Genomic DNA, 17401 nt, shown 5'->3' on the forward strand with positions numbered 1-17401 from the left:
AGCCCTAGGAGCTGAACAGCAGGGTCAGGCCGCCAACGGTGTAGAGGACCATCAGCACGAGCAGCGGCACCTGGCCGACGACCGCGGCCCGGCGCGGGAAGAGGGTGAGGGCCCGCTCGTGGGCGACCACCACACCGAGCACGTGCCCGGTGATGATCGCGACGACCTGGATCCCCGCCACGAGCCCCGGGGCGATGAGGGCGCCGGACGGGTGCACCCCGGCGGTGCCGAGCCAGTCCGCGCCGGTGCCCAGGGGGTCGGAGAACTTGGCCAGCCCGTTCGTACCCTCCCAGACCCAGAGCGACCAGTAGTGGGCCACCAGGTATCCCGCGGCGATCGGGACCAGCGAAGGGGCGAAGGCGCTCGTGACACCGCGCGGCGAGACCCCGGCCAGGCGGGCCGACAGGGCGGCGGCAAGGGCGAGGGACGCGGCGACGACGAGGCACAGGCCGAGCAGGGCGCCGGTCTCCCAGAGCCGCGGCACGGACCGGGTCTGCACGAAGGAGTACCAGCGCGTCTCACCGGAGAACCCGTCGTAGGCGGTGGAGCCCAGCATGACGGCGGCCACCGCGACCAGGCCGGGGGCCGGGCGCAGCTGCAGCGGGCCGTGGAGCGGGCTGCGCAGGACCCAGCGGCCGTCGGGACGCCGGCGGCCCAGGGGGCTCAGCGTCCCGTACAGCGAGGACCAGGCCCCGAACGGCTCGCCGCGGCGCAGGTAGGGCCGGCCGAAGGCGAGGGCGAGCACGAGACTGACCAGGAGGTAGCCGAACACCGCCACGCGCAGGACCGGCAGCGTCGCGTTGTCCGGCGCGACCAGCTCGAGCCACACGAAGGCCCCGAGCCCGGACGCCGCCGGCCAGTAGCCCAGGCGGTACTCCGCAAGGGCGAAGTCGGGCTCGATCCGGGCCACCCGCAGCAACCCGGCGTGCAGCCAGCGCACCGGGTTGACCAGCCGCCAGACGCCGCCGACGAGCATCGACAGGAACGCCAGCCCGACCCAGAGCCAGACGTACACGACGTAGGGCACGGGGTTGTTCGCGTCGTCCTTGCCGAGGACCAGGGCGAGCATCGTCCACGCCGCGACCGCCAGGGTCAGGACGACCGCCGCCGCGCGCACCGGGCGGGCATCGAGCGCGCGGGCGAGTCCGCGGGGCAGCGGCACGCCGTCGTCCGGCCGCAGCCGGGGCGTCCGCCACAGGGCGCCGAGGGCGAGGAAGGAGATGACGAGGGCGGCCCCGGCCCCCACCAGCACGAGCGAGAAGGGCAGCGGCAGGTCCTCGCGGGAGCCGACGCCGTGCGCCGGCAGCGCGAGCGGGGGCAGCCTCACCGGACTGCGAGCTTCAGCAGTCGCAGGCCCGGCTCGTGGGTCTCCACCTCGTAGACCCCGGGCGACTGTCCGGTCAGCTCGACGCTGACCGGACGCCCGGCCGGCAGCTGCCTCTCGATGTCGAACCCGTGCACGTGCAGCTGGTCTGCGTGGTCGCTGGTGACGACGAGGGTGATGGTCTCGCCGACCCGTAGGTCCACGGTGCCGGGGGCAGGGGTCACCCGGTTGCCCGTGACCGTGACGGTGATCGTGCGTCCCCGTGGGGCGGTGCTGCTGGAGGGTGACGCCCCCGACGAGGGGGACGAGGATGCCGAGGCGGTGGTCGAGGTGGCGGCGGAGGGCGCGCTCGTGGAGGTCGCCGAGCCCTGGCCGGCCGTGGAGTCGCTGCCGCAGCCCCCGAGGGTGGCCGCCAGACCCGCGACGAGCACCACGGCGGCGGCGGACCGCAGGACCGGGAGGTGCGTCTTCGTGGTCACCGTGCCGAGTCTAGAGGGGCCTTTCTGACACGATGAGGGGGTGCCCGACCGTCTCAGCTCCCTCGACGCGTCCTTCCTCTACCTCGAGGAGGCGACGACGCCGATGCACGTCGGGTCGGTCATGGTGTTCGAGCCGCCGAAGGAGGGCTTCGACTACGACCGGCTCGTCCAGCTCGTCTCGGCGCGGATCGCCTTCGTGCCGCGCTACCGCCAGCGGATCAGGCAGGTGCCGGGCCGGCTCGCCAACCCGGTGTGGGTCGACGACGAGAACTTCGACATCACCTACCACGTCCGGCGGTCCGCCCTGCCGAGGCCGGGCACCGACGAGCAGCTGCAGGAGTTCGTCGCCAGGATCCAGCCGCGGGCCCTGGACCGCCGGCGCCCGCTCTGGGAGGTCTACCTCGTCGAGGGGCTGGCCCAGGGTCGGTTCGCGGTCGTCACGAAGTCGCACCAGGCCCTCGTCGACGGGGTCAACGCCGTCGACATCGCCCACGTCATCGTCGACGGGGACCCCGCCGCGGACGGCCTGGTCACCGACACCTGGCGCCCGTCCCGCGAGCCCAGCGACATCGAGCTGCTGACCGGCGCGCTCGTCGACGCGGTCCGCCGGCCCAGCGAGGTCGTCGAGAACATCCGCGGCGGCATGGCCGACGTCAGGGCCGTGGGGACGCGCGCGCTCACGGCCGCCGGCGACGTCGTCTCGACCCTGGCCCGCACCGCGGCGCGGCCGGCCCCCCACTCGCCCCTCAACGCCACCGTCGGCGAGGCCCGCCGGTACGTCATGATCGGCACCGACCTCGAGGACTACCGCAAGGTCCGGACCCGGCTGGCCCGGGGCAACTACGCGGACGACGTGTCGATCAACGACGTGGTCCTCGCGACCATCTCCGGGGCGTTCCGGAGCTGGCTGCTCACCCGCGGCGAGTCGGTCCACTCCGGCACGACGGTGCGCGCGATGGTGCCGGTGAGCGTCTACGACGAGGGGGCGCGACACGTCAGCAGCCGCCTCACCGCCTGTTTCGTCGACCTGCCGGTGGGGGAGCCGGGGCCCTCGATGCGGCTGCACCAGATCGCGTTCGCCATGCGCCAGCAGATGGAGGGCGGCCAGGCCGTGGGCGCGGAGTCCCTCGCCGGGCTGGCCGGGTTCGCGCCGCCGACGCTGCACTCCCTGGGCGCACGCCTGGGGTCGGCGGTGTCGCGGCGGCTCTTCAACGTCGTCATCACGAACGTCCCGGGCCCGCAGCACACCCTGTATGCCGGTGAGGCCAAGATGCTGTCCACCTACCCGGTGATGCCGCTCGCCCGCGGGCAGGCGCTGTCCATCGGGCTGACGTCCTACGACGGCGGGGTCTACTACGGGCTCAACGCCGACCGTGACTCGATGCCCGATGTCGACGTCCTCGGCCAGAGCGTCGTCGACTCCCTGGCCGAGCTGCTCGACACCCAGCGGTCCACCCGGCGATGAGCGCCGAGGGGGGCGGCCGGACCCGCAGGGGACTCGTCCTCGGCGGTGGGGGCGTCCTCGGCGCGGCGTGGATGGTGGGCGCGCTCAGCGCGCTCGAGGCGCAGACCGGTCTCGATGCCCGCGACTTCGACGAGGTGGTGGGGACGTCGGCCGGTTCCGTGCTCGCGGCGCTCCTCGGCGCCGGCGTGCCGGTGGCCGACCTGCTGCACCACCAGCTCGAGGGGTCCGTCGGCGCCGGCCCGCTGGCGGGTTACCTCTGGGACTACGAGCGGGACACCGGCGGCGACCGGCCGGGCCTCCCGCGTCCGGGGCTGGGCTCGCGGGAGCTGTTGCGCCGCAACGCGCTCCACCTGAGGAGCCTGCCACCGACCGCCGTGCTGTCGGCGATCCTGCCGGAGGGCCGGGGCAGCCTGGAGGCGGTGGGCGCGATGGTGGGGCACGTCGTGCCGTCGGGCTGGGCGCCTCGCGAGGGCATCACCGTCGTCGCGCTCGACTATGACAGCGGGGACAGGGTCCCCTTCGGACGCCAGGGTGCCCCGGCGGTCGACCTGCGGGACGCCGTGATGGCGTCGTGCGCGATCCCCGGGTGGTACCAGCCCGTGCGCATCGGCGAGCACCGGTACATCGACGGGGGCGCCTGGTCCTCGACCAACCTCGACCTCATGGTGGGGCTCGGGCTGGAGGAGGTCTACGTCCTGGCGCCGCAGGTCAGCTTCGTCAAGGACACGCCGACCCACTGGCGCACCCGGGTCGAGCGCCAGTGGCGCAACCGGGTGACGCTGCGGGCGCTGCGCGAGCTGCACCGGGTCCACGCCGACGGCGCCGAGGTGACGATCCTCGGCCCGGGCGAGGAGGACCTCGAGGCGTTCGGCTCCAACCTCATGGACGTCAGCCGACGTCCCGGGGTCATCGCCACGTCCCTGCGCACCTCCGCCGCCGCCCTGCGTGACCCTGCCCCCCTGCCCGACCACAGCACCTTCGAGGATGTGGGATGACCCCATGACGCAGACCCGGATCTACCTGCCCCTCACCCCCGACGGCGTGCGCGCGCTCGCCCGGCACCGCGAGGTGGGGCCCGCCCCGGTCGTGGCGTATGCCGTCACCCGGCGGCTCGAGCGCTCGCTGCCCACGGGCGACGAGGAGGAGTGGGAGTACGCCGCGCTCGCCGAGGCGGTCGACGCCGCTGAGGCCGCGCAGGGCACCACGGTCACCAAGCGGGTCGTGGCGGCGGCCGACGTCGACCCCGTCTGGGTCGAGGACGACCCGACCCGGGACGGGCTCGGTGCGGTCACCGTCTCCTCGCCGGTGCCGCTGCGGCTCGTCGTGTCGCTGCACGTGGACGAGACCGCCGGGGACCAGGGCATGGACGACCTGCTCTGGTACGACGTCACCGAGCTCGACGAGGTCGTGCGCGTCCTCTGACCGGGGGTCGCCTCAGCGGTGCCGGGCGAGGAACGGGTCGACCAGGGCGTGGTAGGCCTCGGTCCGCTCGCGGCGGATGCAGTGCCCCGCCCCCTCGACGACGCAAATGTCCAGGCAGGCGTTGGCGATCCGGGCCGCGCGCTCGCGGACCTCGGGCAGGACCGGCCCACCCCGCTCGGCCAGCAGGACCAGCGTGGGCACCTCGATCGCGGCGACGACCTCGTCCCAGGGCTGCACGAGGCTGGCGATCCCGAGCCCGAGGAAGTCGAGGTCGACCTGCGCCTTGGACTCCACCCACGGGTCGAGCTCGGACTCGGGCCACGTCGGGTTGTCCGCGCGGCCCTGCGCCCGGGCGCCGGCCGGGTCGTCGGCGAACGCCCGGCACTCGGCGACCCGCTCGCGCACGACCTCGGCAGGCTGCACGCGGTGCTCCGGGTCGCGCCACGCCGGGTCCTCCAGGACGGCCGCGCGGACGAGGTCGGGTCGACGGGCGGCGAGGGCACCGGCGATGCCTGCGCCCATCGAGTGACCGACCAGCACCACGGGTGCGCCGCGGTCGGCGGCGATGCGGGCCACCGTGGCCTCCGTGGCGGCGTACACAGCCTCCATGGGGTCGGGGGACGCGAGCTGCGCGGGCGTGAACCGCGGCGACCGGCCGTGGCCGAGGGCGTCGACGCCGACGACGCGGTAGGTGGCCGACCAACGACGGACCGCGTCGGGCCAGCAGTCGCCGGAGTCGCCGAGCCCGTGCAGCAGCACCACCGTCGGGGTCGCGGGGTCGGTGGGGCCGGCCCAGCGGTGGGCGAGCTCCGTGCTGTCGTTGGCACCCGGCATACGTGACACCATAGGGGCGCCCGCCCGGGCGCCCGGGCGGCCCCGTCTCTGACGCGACCCCGAGGAGCCACCACAGCCATGGATGCCGTCACCCAGGTACCCGCCCCCGTCAACGAGCCGGTGCTCGACTACGCGCCCGGCAGCCCCGAGCGTGCCTCGCTCGAGGTCGCGCTGGCCGAGCTCGGCGGGAACCCCATCGACCTGCCGCACACCATCAACGGCAAGCGCGTCATGGGCGGTGGTCGCAAGATCGAGGTGCGCCAGCCGCACGCGAAGCGCAAGCTGCTCGGCACCATGCGCAACGCCACCCTGGCCGACGCGCAGGCGGCCGTCGACGCGGCGAAGGCGGCGGCACCCGGCTGGCGCGCGCTGTCGTTCGACGACCGGGCAGCCATCCTGCTCAAGGCTGCCGAGCTGCTCTCGGGCCCGTGGCGCGCGCACCTCAACGCCGCGACGATGCTGGGCCAGTCCAAGACGGCGTACCAGGCCGAGATCGACGCGGCGTGCGAGCTCATCGACTTCTGGCGCTACAACGTGCACTTCGCGCGGCAGATCCTCGCCGAGCAGCCACCGGCCAACGCCAAGGGCATCTGGAACCGCACCGACCACCGCCCGCTGGAGGGCTTCGTCTACGCGATCACGCCGTTCAACTTCACCGCCATCGCCGGCAACCTGCCGACCGCACCGGCGCTCATGGGCAACACCGTGGTGTGGAAGCCGAGCCCGACCCAGCAGTTCGCCGCGCAGCTGACCATGTCGCTGCTCGAGGAGGCTGGGATGCCGCCCGGCGTCATCAACATGGTCACGGGCGACGGCATCAACGTCTCCAAGGTGGCGCTGGCCGACCCCGACCTCGCCGGCATCCACTTCACCGGGTCGACGCCGACCTTCCAGCACCTGTGGCAGGAGGTCGGCGCCAACCTGCCGAGCTACCGCACCTACCCGCGGCTCGTCGGCGAGACGGGCGGCAAGGACTTCATCCTCGCCCACCCCTCGGCCGACCCGGACGTGCTGCGCACGGCGATGATCCGCGGCTCGTTCGAGTACCAGGGGCAGAAGTGCTCGGCCGCTTCGCGCGCCTACGTCCCGCGGTCGCTGTGGCGCAAGATCAAGGCCGACCTCGTCTCGCTCACCGAGGGCCTGAGCCAGGGCGACGTCACCGACCTGTCCAACTTCATGGGCGCGGTCATCGACCAGCGCGCGTTCGCCAAGCACTCGGCCGCCATCGACCGGGCGCACGCGGCGGCCGGGGTCGACGTCGTGGCCGGTGGGACCTACGACGACACCGAGGGCTGGTTCGTCCGCCCGACCATCCTCGAGATCGACGACCCGAGCGACGAGTCGTTCCGCACCGAGTACTTCGGGCCGATCCTGTCGGTGCACGTCTACCCGGACCGCCAGTTCGACAAGGTGCTCGACCAGATGGAGTCGTTCGCGCCGTACGGCCTCACCGGCTCGATCATCGCCCAGGACCGGGTGGCGATCGCCGACGCGACCGAGCGCCTGCGGTTCGCGGCCGGCAACTTCTACGTCAACGACAAGCCGACCGGGGCGGTCGTCGGGCAGCAGCCGTTCGGTGGGGGTCGCGCGTCGGGTACCAACGACAAGGCCGGCGCGGCGCAGAACCTGCTGCGGTGGACCAGCGCGCGCTCCATCAAGGAGACGTTCAACCCGCCGACGAACCACGTCTACCCGCACATGGGCTGAGGTCCACGGCATACGCCGAAGGCCCGGAACCGCAACGGTTTCCGGGCCTTTCGCGTATGCCGGGGGTCGGGCGTCGGAGGTCGGGTGGGCGCGCGGCGCCGCAGCGCGCCCCCGCGAGTGACCCGTCCTAGCGGGCGAGCCACTCGTGGGCCGTGCGACCCTCGATGGTGATGGCGTTCTCGATGGCGGGGGCGGCGGCCTTCTCGATCTTGCCGCCCACGAGCGGGATGCTGGCCCTGAGGTCGGCGTCGAGGTGCTCGACGGTACCCGGGCCCTCCACAGCCAGCGCGACGGTCCCCTTGAGCGCGATGGGGGCGCCGGTCACGGACATCGAGACGGTGCCCGTGCGACTGCCGTCAGCGCGGGCGGCCTGCCAGGTCTGGGTCTCGACGACCTTGAGGGTGGGTCCGACCATCGACTTCGCGAAGTCGGGCAGGCCGTCGGCGGGCAGCTCGCGCTCGGTGGTGATGACGGTCGCGTCGCCCTGCGGCTGCACCGAGGCTGTGAACGAGATCGCCCCGGTGGCCGCGCACTTCGCCTCCTGGAAGGCGACGTCGGCGAGGACGGCGAAGACCTCGGCCGGGGTCGCGGCGTACTCGAGCGTGCGGGCGATCTTCATGCGGTCTCCTGGGGCATCGGGGGGCGCAGCGCGCTCAACCCTAGCGGCGTGGTCCCGGCCCGGCTCGGTCACGTCGAGGGCACCGGACGGCGCCGGGGGCAGTTGGCCGGCGCTCAGGACCAGCGGAGCCGGACCTGCTGGCCCGGCACGACCTGGGCCAGCAGGTCCTGCGCCGTCTCGGTCAGCACCGCGACGACGGGGTAGCCGCCGGTGACCGGGTGGTCGGCGAGGAACACGACCGGCTGCCCGTCGGCCGGCACCTGCACGGCGCCGCGGACCACCCCCTCGCTCTCGAGCTCCCGGTCCGCGAGGTGGGCGGGGCGGCGCAGGGCCTCGCCGGACAACCGCACGCCGACGCGGTCGCTCGCGGCGTGGACCGACCAGGGAGCGCGCACGAGGTCCCCGGGCGCGGCCAGCCAGTCGACCCGCGGGCCGGGCACCACGTCGAGGAGCAGCACCCCTGCAGGGAGCTCGCGCAGGGGGGCGACGTCGAGGGTGGGGTGGCCGACGCCGGGCCCCACCGGGAGCACCGTTCCCGCGGTGAGCGGCTCTGGTCCGACGCCGGCCAGGGTGTCGGTGGAGCGTGAGCCCAGCACGGGAGGCACGTCGACACCTCCCCGGACCGAGACATACGTGCGCAGGCCCCGGACGGGCGCAGGCACCCGCAGCACCGAGCGGTCGGCGAGGTGGAACGGGGCGGCATGGCCCACGGGCACGCCGTCGACCGTGGCCGCCGTGGGGGCGCCCGTGAGGACCACGGTGACGCCGCCGTGGGCGCGCAGCACGAGACCGCCCGCGTGGACCTCGATCGCCGCGGCACTGCGGTCCTGTCCGAGCAGCCGGGCGCCGAGGGCGTGGGCGGCGCGGTCCGCGGCACCCCCGGTGCCGACCCCGAGCGACGCGTGTCCGGGGCGGCCGGCGTCCTGCAGCAGCGCCAGCGGACCGGGCTCCAGCACCTCGAGGTGGGGACGCTGCGGGCGGCCAGACGCAGCCGGCCGTGACGGTGGCGGGGCAGGCGGCGGTGCGGCCGAGGTCTGCCCCGCGGGGTGCGGCCGGCGCTGGAGCGGGAGTCGCGGCGAGGTGTGCGAGCGCGGGGCACCGACAGCCCCGGGACCCGCATCGACGAACCGGACCCGCATCCCCGGGCGGAGCAGGGCCGGGGGGCTGGCGGCGAGGTCCCACAGGACGACGTCGGTGCTCCCGATCAGCTGCCAGCCGCCGGGGGACGGCCGGGGGTAGATGCCGCTGAAGGTCCCGGCGAGCCCCACGGCGCCGGGGGGTACGCGCGTCCGCGGCTCACGGCGCCGGGGGACCTCGAGCCTGGGGTCACCTCCGGCGAGGTAGGCGAACCCCGGCGCGAAACCGCCGAACCCGACGGTCCACGGCGTCCCCGTGTGCGCGGCGACGACCTCCTGCGGGCTCAGGCCGGTGTGCGCGGCCACGTCCGCCAGGTCCGGCCCGTCGTACCGGACCTGGACCTCGACCTCCGCGGGCTGCTCACCGACCGGCTGCTCACCGACCGACTGCTCGCCATCCGGCGCCTCGCGGCCTGTCCCCTCGCGGCCCTGCGCGCCCTGGATCCGCGACCGGAGCCCCGGCAGGTGACGCGGCGAGGCGGCGACGAGCAGCAGGGTCCGGGCCCCGGGCACCGCGTCGACCAGGCCATCGGGGCGGTCGTGCTCCCACAGGCGCCGGCGCAGGGCGAGCGCCTCGTCGAGGTCCGCGCACTCGACGAGCAGGGCGCGGGGACCGGAGGGCAGCACCCGCACCGGCACTCAGCCCCGACCGTCGACGAACGGGGTCAGCCGCATGCCTGCCGACTCCAGCGAGCGCCGGACCGCGGTCGCCAGCGAGACGGCGCCGGGGGAGTCGCCGTGCACGCAGACCGACTCCGCACGCACCTGCACGGTCGACCCGTCGACGGCCTCCACGACGCCCTCGACCGCCATCCGGACGGCGCGGGCGGCGACGACCTGCGGGTCGTGCAGGACGGCGCCGGGGTGGCTGCGCGGCACCAGGGTCCCCTCAGCCGTGTAGCCCCGGTCGGCGAACGCCTCGGTGGCGGTGCGCAGACCGGCTGCCTCGCCCAGCTCGAGCAGGATCGAGCCGGGCAGCCCCAGCAGCACCAGCTCGGGGTCGATCCGCCGCACCCCCTCGACGACCGCCTGGGCCTGCGACTCGTGGTGCACGACGGCGTTGTAGAGGGCACCGTGCGGCTTGACGTAGGCGACCCGCGTGCCGGCGGCGGCGCACAGGCCCTGCAGCGCGCCGACCTGGTAGACGACGTCCGCGACGAGGTCGGCCGGGTCGATGTCGACGAAGCGGCGGCCGAACCCGGCGAGGTCGTGGTAGCCGACCTGCGCCCCGACGACGACTCCCCGCCGCGCGGCCGCCGCGCAGGTCTCCAGCAGGGTTGCCGGGTCGCCCGCGTGGAAGCCGCAGGCCACGTTGGCGCTGGTGACCAGGTCGAGCATCGCCTCGTCGTCGCCGAGCTGCCAGCGGCCGAAGGACTCCCCGAGGTCGGCGTTGAGGTCGATCTCGCTCATCGGCGCAGCGCCTCCGCATGGGTCGCGAGCAGGCCGGTCGACCGGCGCAGGGTGGCAGCCAGCCTCGTCCGGCGCCGGCGCAGCAGGCCCTCGACGTGGTCGAGCCGCGACTGCAGCTCGGCCCGGACCTCGTCCTGGTCGGTCGCGACGCGGGCGTCGGCGACACCGGCCACACCCCACCTCGGGACGAGCCGGCCCGAGCGGTGCTCCAGACCGGCCGCGGCGGCCCGGTCGAGCACCTGGCGCGCGTCGGACAGGGCCTCGGCCAGGTCGCTGGCGTGGGCCTGCAGGGCCGACCCCACCTCGTCGAGCTCCCCGACCGCCACCGCGAGGGAGTCAGTGACCTGGGCCGCGCGCCGGCGAGCGCGGACCACCGGGGCAGGCGGCCGGGCGGCCTCACCAGGGTCGGTGGCGGTACGCAGCCGCCGCTCCTCGACACGCAGTCGGGCGGCGACCTGGCGCAGGGAGCCGCCGAGCTGGGAGCAGGACGCGGGGTCGCCCGAGACCGTCATCCTCGCCGCCCCTTCGTGGCCGAGGGCCCGGTCGCCGGCCGCTCCTCGAGCCGCTCGTCCCCCAGCCGGTCGGGCCACGGTCGGTCGGGCCGCGGCCGAGGGCGCGCGCTCGCGCCGCTGAGGCGCACCCGGTCGGACAGGTCGGCGCACGAGGCCTCGACCTCGCGGAGCAGGTCGGCGGCCTGGTCGAGGAACTCCTCGAGGCTCGACTGCGTGTCCCGGTCGCCGAGCTCCGGGTAGTGCGAGAGCACCTCGTCGGCGCCTGCGCGCGCCCCGCCGCTCGCGGCGTCGAGGGCCGTCTCGAGCGCGGGGAGGGGGTGGGGGGAGACCGGCGGCCGCGGCATACCGCCACTGTAGTGACCGGACGCGGACGACCCCCGGTGTCGCCCACAAGGGCGCCCGGGGGTCGTCGTGGAGTGCGGGCCTCTAGCCCGCTCCGTCAGTACCAGGTCTTTCGTCCGCCGATGGCGCGGCCCGTGGCGCCGAGGATGGAGAGGATCAGGCCGACGACGATGAGGATGATGCCGATGGTCGTCAGGATGGAGATGGAGGCCACGAGGCCGATGATCAGCAGAATGATGCCGAGGATGATCACAGGGATTTCCTTTCATCCACTGTAGGGGGTGGGAACAGCCAACCACCGGTTCACCTATTTCGCATCCTTCACCTGCGCGGACGCGCTCGGGAGGGGTTACCCGCGGGTTCCCACCGCCGTGCGTCGGCGCGGATCCACAGCGATAGTCTCGGGCCACGGGCGCACGACGGTGTGCGCCCCCGCGCACAACGACACGTGAGGATGTAGCCGACCGTCATGTCTGGGTCGCTGGAGCAGTCTCGTCAGCAGCTGTTGCACTCCGCCGCCGAGCGGGCCGACCACGCGGGAGGTGAAGCGGTCGAGGCGTTCCTGCGCAGCTACTACCGCCACGTCGCCACCGAGGACCTGCTGGCCCGGGCGCCCGAGGACCTGCTCGGGGCAGCCCTGGCGCACCGCGAGCTGGCGCAGCACCGGCCGGTCGGCACGGCCACCGTCGACGTCTTCAACCCCGAGGTCGAGGAGCAGGGCTGGACGAGCGGGCACACCGTGATCCAGGTCGTCACCGACGACATGCCCTTCCTCGTCGACTCGGTGAGCTCCGAGCTGCTGCGCATGGACAAGGTCGTGCACCTCGTGGTCCACCCCGCGATGACGGTGCGCCGCAACGCGGCCGGCGAGCTCGAGGAGGTCCTGCTCGAGCGTGGCAACGGGGGCAACAGCGGCCACGGCGGCAACGGGGACAGCGGTGACGGCGGCTTCGGGCAGGTGCGCGAGTCGTGGATGCACCTCGAGGTCGACCGCGACAGCGACCCCGGCAGCCGCGAGCAGGTCGCCGAGAACCTGCGTCGCGTCCTCGGCAACGTCCGCGAGGCCGTCGAGGACTGGCCCAAGATGCGCGCCACGTGCCGGCAGGTCGCGGACGACCTGCAGGCCGCCCCACCGCACGGGATCGCGCAGGAGGAGGCCGAGGAGGCGCGCGAGCTGCTCGACTGGCTGTCGGACAACCACTTCACCTTCCTCGGGTACCGCGAGTACGCCCTGCACCGCGGCACCGACGCCGACCGGCTCGAGGCCGTCCACGGCACCGGGCTCGGCCTGCTGCGCTACGACCCGACCGCGAACGGCGTGCGGCTCTCCGAGCAGGCCCGGCAGGTCGCCCGGGCCCGCGAGCTGCTCATCATCACCAAGGCGAACTCGCGGGCCACCGTCCACCGCAACACCTACCTCGACTACGTCAGCGTCAAGCAGTTCGACGCCGACGGCGAGGTGACCGGCGAGAAGCGCTTCCTGGGTCTGTTCACCTCCAGCGCCTACACCGAGTCCGTCACCCGGGTGCCGGTGCTGCGCGCCAAGGTCGACGCCATCTTCGAGCGCAGCGGCTACCTGCCCGACTCGCACTCGGGCAAGGACCTGCTCGAGGTCCTCGAGAACTACCCGCGCGACGAGCTCTTCCAGGCCGACGAGGAGCAGCTCTACGACAACGCGACGACGGTGCTGCACCTGCAGGAGCGGCGCAAGACCAAGCTGTTCCTGCGCCGTGACCGCTTCGGCCGGTTCGTCTCCTGCCTGGTCTACATCCCGCGCGACCGCTACAACACTGCGGTGCGGCTCAAGATGGAGTCGATCCTGCGCCAGGCGTTCCCGGGTGCCACCGTCGACTACACGACGCGGGTCTCGGAGTCCGTGCTGGCGATGTTGCACTTCGTCGTGCGCGTGCCGTCGGGCTCGTCCATCCCGGACGTCGACCGGTCGGTGCTGGAGCGCCAGCTCGTCGACGCGACCCGGACCTGGGACGAGGACCTCGGCGAGGCAGCCCGCACCGAGCACGGCGAGGAGGCCGCCGCGCGGCTGTCCGGGCTCTACGGCAGGGCCTTCCCCGAGGCGTACAAGGAGGACTTCACCCCTCGCGTTGGCGTGGCCGACATCCGCCACATGGAGGGCCTCGCCGACGACGAGGCGACCGGGCTGAACATGTACCAGGAGCCCGGCGCCCCGGCGAACGAGCGCCGGTTCAAGCTGTACCGCCGCAGCCCGCTGTCCCTGACGCAGGTGCTGCCGATGTTCACCCACATGGGGGTGGAGGTCGTCGACGAGCGGCCGTACGAGATCGACCGCGCCGACGGGGTGACCCTGTACGTCTACGACTTCGGCCTGCGCGTGCGCAACGACAAGGTGTGGGTCGGGGACGGTAGCCGCGACCGCCTGCGCGAGCTCTTCCAGGACTCCGTCGCCGCCGTGTGGCAGGGCCGCGCGGAGAGCGACGGGTTCAACGCGCTGGTGCTGGGCGCAGGGCTCACCTGGCGCCAGGTGGTCATCCTGCGCACCGTCGCCAAGTACCTGCGCCAGACCGGCTCCACGTTCTCCCAGGACTACGTCGAGAGCGCGCTGGTCCAGAACCTCGGGCTGGCCGGGAAGCTCGTGTCCCTCTTCGAGGCCCGGTTCGACCCCAGCCGGTATGCCGGTGAGGCCGGTGAGCAGCGCGCGGACGCGGAGGCGGAGGTGGTCGAGGCCATCACCACTGGTCTGGACGAGGTGGGCTCGCTCGACCACGACCGCATCATCCGGGCGTTCCTCGGCGTCATCACCGCGACCCTGCGCACGAACTTCTACCAGGTCGACGACGACGGCCACCCCAAGTCGTACGTCTCGCTCAAGCTCAACCCCAAGGAAGTGCCCGACCTGCCCGCCCCGCGGCCGCAGTTCGAGATCTTCGTCTACAGCCCGCGGGTCGAGGGCGTGCACCTGCGCTTCGGCCCCGTGGCCCGAGGCGGCCTGCGCTGGTCGGACCGGCGCGAGGACTTCCGCACCGAGGTCCTTGGCCTGGTCAAGGCGCAGATGGTCAAGAACGCCGTCATCGTGCCGACCGGCTCCAAGGGCGGGTTCTACGCCAAGCAGCTGCCGGACCCGTCCGTCGACCGCGACGCCTGGCTGGCCGAGGGCATCGCCTCGTACAAGGTCTTCATCTCCGGGCTGCTCGACCTCACCGACAACCGCAAGGGCGGCGAGGTCGTGCCGCCGCCGGCCGTGGTGCGGCACGACGGCGACGACTCCTACCTCGTCGTCGCCGCCGACAAGGGCACGGCGACGTTCTCCGACATCGCCAACGGCGTCGCCCAGTCCTACGGCTTCTGGCTCGACGACGCGTTCGCCTCCGGTGGCTCGGCCGGCTACGACCACAAGGCGATGGGCATCACCGCCCGGGGCGCCTGGGAGTCGGTCAAGCGGCACTTCCGCGAGATGGGCGTCGACACCCAGTCGCAGGACTTCACGGTCGTCGGCATCGGCGACATGTCGGGAGACGTCTTCGGCAACGGCATGCTGCTGTCGGAGCACATCCGGCTGGTCGCCGCGTTCGACCACCGGCACATCTTCGTCGACCCGAATCCCGTTGCTGCCACGTCGTACCCGGAGCGCAAGCGGCTCTTCGAGCTGCCCCGGTCGTCCTGGGCCGACTACGACCGCTCGCTGATCTCCGCGGGCGGCGGGGTGTTCGAGCGGACCCTCAAGGCCATCCGGGTCACGCCCGAGATGAGCGAGGCCCTCGGGTTGCCCAAGGGCGTCACGACGATGACGCCCGCCGAGCTGATGAAGGCGATCCTGCTCGCCCCGGTCGACCTGCTCTGGAACGGCGGCATCGGCACCTACGTCAAGGCGGCCGGGGAGTCGAGCTCCGACATCGGCGACCGGGCCAACGACGCGATCCGCGTGGACGGTGCGGACCTGCGGGTCAGGGCGATCGGTGAGGGCGGCAACCTCGGGCTCTCGCAGCTGGGCCGGATCGAGGCCGCGCGCAAGGGGGTCCGCGTCAACACCGACGCCATCGACAACTCGGCCGGCGTCGACACCTCCGACCACGAGGTCAACATCAAGATCCTGCTCACCGAGCAGGTGCGCGGCGGTGACATGACGCTCAAGCAGCGCAACTCGCTGCTGGCGTCGATGACCGACGACGTGGCGCGACAGGTGCTGCGGCACAACTACGAGCAGAACGTCCTGCTCGGCAACGCGCGCGCCCAGGAGCACCCCATGCTCCCGGTGCACCAGCGGCTCATCCACTGGCTCGAGGAGCGCGGCGACCTCGATCGGGGGCTGGAGTTCCTCCCCAGCGACTCCGAGATCGACCGCCGGTTCGCCGCCGGCGAGGGCTTGAAGTCGCCCGAGTTCGCGGTGCTCGTCGCCTACGCGAAGCTGGCGCTCAAGGAGGACCTGCTCCCGACCGAGCTGCCCGACGACCCGTGGTTCCAGCAGACGCTGACCGACTACTTCCCGCCGGCGCTGCGCGAGCGGTTCGCCGGCGAGCTCGGCCAGCACCCCCTGCGCCGCGAGATCGTCACCAACTCGGTCGTGAACTCGATGGTCAACCGCGGTGGCATCACCTTCGCGTTCCGGGCCATGGAGGAGACGGGGGCGACACCCGAGCAGATCGCACGGGCGTTCGTGGTCGCCCGCGAGATCTTCGACCTGCCGTCCTTCGTCGCGCAGGTCGAGGCCCTCGACAACGTCGTCTCGACCGAGGTGCAGAGCCAGCTCTACCTCGAGTTCCGGCGGCTCATCGACCGCGCCATCCGGTGGTTCCTCACCTCCCGGCCGTCGCGGCTCGACGTCGCGGGGGAGGTCGCGCGGTTCGGTGACGTGGTGGGCGAGTTCGCGCCCAGGATCTCCGAGCTGCTCCAGGGCGCGGAGCTGAAGCGGCTGCAGCGCAATGCTGGGGCGCTGCAGAAGGCCGGTGTGCCCGAGGAGCTCGCGATGCGGGCTGCCAGCCTGCTCGACCAGTTCTCGCTGCTCGACATCGTCGACATCTCCACCGACACCGGGGAGTCGCCGGCCGACGTGGCCCCGCTGTACTTCGTGCTGTCGGAGAGGTTCGGCATCGACGGCATGCTCAGCAGGGTCACCAACCTGCCGCGTGACGACCGCTGGGACGCCCTGGCCCGCGGTGCCCTGCGCGACGACCTGTACGCCGTGCTGGAGAGCCTGGTGCGCAGCGTGATCGACGCGTCCACCACGGGTGCGCCGCCGGCGCAGCGGTACGAGCAGTGGGCGAAGGCCAACCACGAGTCGCTGACGCGGGCCAAGGGTGCGCTGCACGGCATCGAGCGGCTCGACCACCCGAACATCGCCGCGCTGTCGGTGGCCCTGCGGACGCTGCGCTCCGTGATCCGCTCGGGCGCCGCGACCACGTGACGACCGGTACGCAGGGTGGCGACCGCGGCGACGGCCGTCCCGTCACGGACCCCGCACAGGACGGCGAGGTTTTCGCGAAGGTCGTTGCACTGCAACGGTTCCCGGTCAAGGGCACCGGGGCAGAGCCCTGCACCGAGGTCGAGGTCGACGCTCGTGGAGTGGTCGGCGACCGCGGGTTCGCGATCTACGACGCAGCCGGCAAGATGGCCTCCGGCAAGCACTCCCGCCGGTTCCGCCGGATGGACCCGGTGTTCGAGCTCGAGTCGTGGCTGGTCGACGGCACCGCGCTGCTGCGGCTGCCCGACGGCGCGACGGTGGTGGCCGGCTCGCCGGAGGCGGACGAGCAGCTGAGCCGGTTGTTCGGGGAGGCTGTCGCCGTGTGGGCCGAGGACGCGACACCGCACTTCGACGCCGGGAGCGTGTCGGTCGTCGGGTCGGCGACGCTCGCCGAGCTCGGCCGGCACGAGGGCGACGGGCGCCCGCTCGACCCCCGCCACCTGCGCGCGAACCTCGTCCTCGCCACCGGCGAGCCGTATGCCGAGGACACCTGGGTCGGGCGCGAGCTCACGGTGGGCGACGTCGTGCTCAGGGTGGCCGAGCCGATCGAACGGTGCCGGATGGTCGGTGTCGCGCAGGTCGGCCTGCCCGCACGACCGGGGATGCTCAGGACCGTGAGCGAGCAGCACGACCTGTGTGCCGGCGTCTACGCGGACGTCCTGCGGCCCGGGAGGGTCGCCGTCGGTGACGTCGCACGGCTGGGCTGAGCCCACGGCA

Annotated in this window: 15 protein-coding genes; 6 read left to right on the forward strand and 9 right to left on the reverse strand. The window is 73.3% G+C overall.

Annotated elements, in window-relative coordinates; genetic code table 11:
- Positions 1 to 4 precede the first annotated feature (4 nt).
- Both ACYVDO_RS01400 and ACYVDO_RS01405 read right to left on the reverse strand, forming a co-directional pair.
- Positions 5 to 1327 (reverse strand): hypothetical protein, encoded by a 1323-nt coding sequence (locus ACYVDO_RS01400; RefSeq protein ID WP_460932270.1) that lies wholly within the window; start codon positions 1325 to 1327, stop codon positions 5 to 7.
- Complete coding sequence (locus ACYVDO_RS01405; RefSeq protein WP_460932271.1) at positions 1324 to 1803, reverse strand: hypothetical protein; 480 nt, start codon at positions 1801 to 1803, stop codon at positions 1324 to 1326. The genes ACYVDO_RS01400 and ACYVDO_RS01405 overlap by 4 nt, the downstream gene beginning before the upstream one ends.
- A 40-nt stretch (positions 1804 to 1843) precedes the next feature.
- Here ACYVDO_RS01405 and ACYVDO_RS01410 point away from each other — a divergent pair, with 40 nt between their 5' ends.
- The 3 genes from ACYVDO_RS01410 to ACYVDO_RS01420 are packed head-to-tail and all read left to right on the forward strand — an operon-like array spanning position 1844 to position 4690.
- On the forward strand, positions 1844 to 3268 hold the full coding sequence (locus ACYVDO_RS01410) for a WS/DGAT/MGAT family O-acyltransferase (protein ID WP_460932273.1): 1425 nt from the start codon (positions 1844 to 1846) through the stop codon (positions 3266 to 3268).
- Positions 3265 to 4263 (forward strand): patatin-like phospholipase family protein, encoded by a 999-nt coding sequence (locus tag ACYVDO_RS01415; protein ID WP_460932275.1) that lies wholly within the window; start codon positions 3265 to 3267, stop codon positions 4261 to 4263. The genes ACYVDO_RS01410 and ACYVDO_RS01415 overlap by 4 nt, the downstream gene beginning before the upstream one ends.
- 4 nt (positions 4264 to 4267) lie before the next feature.
- The gene (locus ACYVDO_RS01420; RefSeq protein ID WP_460932277.1) at positions 4268 to 4690 is read left to right on the forward strand and encodes a DUF6912 family protein; all 423 of its coding nucleotides are present in this window, start codon (positions 4268 to 4270) and stop codon (positions 4688 to 4690) included.
- Between the two features lie 12 nt (positions 4691 to 4702).
- On the opposite strand, the gene ACYVDO_RS01425 is transcribed toward ACYVDO_RS01420, so the two are convergent.
- Positions 4703 to 5524, reverse strand: coding sequence for an alpha/beta fold hydrolase (locus ACYVDO_RS01425; RefSeq protein WP_460932279.1), 822 nt, complete (start codon positions 5522 to 5524; stop codon positions 4703 to 4705).
- 78 nt (positions 5525 to 5602) lie between these two features.
- On the opposite strand from ACYVDO_RS01425, the gene pruA reads away from it, so the two are divergent.
- On the forward strand, positions 5603 to 7231 hold the full coding sequence (gene pruA, locus ACYVDO_RS01430; protein ID WP_460932281.1) for an L-glutamate gamma-semialdehyde dehydrogenase: 1629 nt from the start codon (positions 5603 to 5605) through the stop codon (positions 7229 to 7231).
- A 127-nt stretch (positions 7232 to 7358) separates the two neighbouring features.
- Here the strand turns inward: pruA and ACYVDO_RS01435 are convergent, their stop codons facing one another.
- The 6 genes from ACYVDO_RS01435 to ACYVDO_RS01460 form a co-directional block, all read right to left on the reverse strand.
- Positions 7359 to 7850, reverse strand: coding sequence for a DUF2505 domain-containing protein (locus ACYVDO_RS01435; protein ID WP_460932283.1), 492 nt, complete (start codon positions 7848 to 7850; stop codon positions 7359 to 7361).
- Between the two features lie 113 nt (positions 7851 to 7963).
- Entirely contained in the window at positions 7964 to 9625 is a 1662-nt protein-coding gene (locus ACYVDO_RS01440; protein WP_460932285.1) for a 5-oxoprolinase subunit B/C family protein, read from the reverse strand.
- Positions 9626 to 10396 carry a LamB/YcsF family protein gene (locus ACYVDO_RS01445; protein ID WP_460932287.1) on the reverse strand — a complete coding sequence of 257 codons (771 nt, stop codon included), beginning with the start codon at positions 10394 to 10396 and terminating at the stop codon, positions 9626 to 9628.
- Entirely contained in the window at positions 10393 to 10908 is a 516-nt protein-coding gene (locus ACYVDO_RS01450) for a hypothetical protein (RefSeq protein WP_460932289.1), read from the reverse strand. Before ACYVDO_RS01450 ends, ACYVDO_RS01445 begins: the two co-directional genes overlap by 4 nt.
- A complete protein-coding gene (locus ACYVDO_RS01455; protein ID WP_460932291.1) occupies positions 10905 to 11252 on the reverse strand; it encodes a hypothetical protein in 348 nt (115 codons plus the stop codon). Before ACYVDO_RS01455 ends, ACYVDO_RS01450 begins: the two co-directional genes overlap by 4 nt.
- A gap of 95 nt (positions 11253 to 11347) precedes the next feature.
- A complete protein-coding gene (locus ACYVDO_RS01460) occupies positions 11348 to 11503 on the reverse strand; it encodes a DUF6131 family protein (protein WP_460932293.1) in 156 nt (51 codons plus the stop codon).
- A gap of 216 nt (positions 11504 to 11719) precedes the next feature.
- On the opposite strand from ACYVDO_RS01460, the gene ACYVDO_RS01465 reads away from it, so the two are divergent.
- A complete protein-coding gene (locus ACYVDO_RS01465) occupies positions 11720 to 16627 on the forward strand; it encodes an NAD-glutamate dehydrogenase (RefSeq protein WP_460932295.1) in 4908 nt (1635 codons plus the stop codon).
- A complete protein-coding gene (locus tag ACYVDO_RS01470) occupies positions 16624 to 17391 on the forward strand; it encodes an MOSC domain-containing protein (protein ID WP_460932296.1) in 768 nt (255 codons plus the stop codon). Before ACYVDO_RS01465 ends, ACYVDO_RS01470 begins: the two co-directional genes overlap by 4 nt.
- Positions 17392 to 17401 lie beyond the last annotated feature (10 nt).

Source organism: Phycicoccus ginsengisoli (assembly GCF_054779295.1).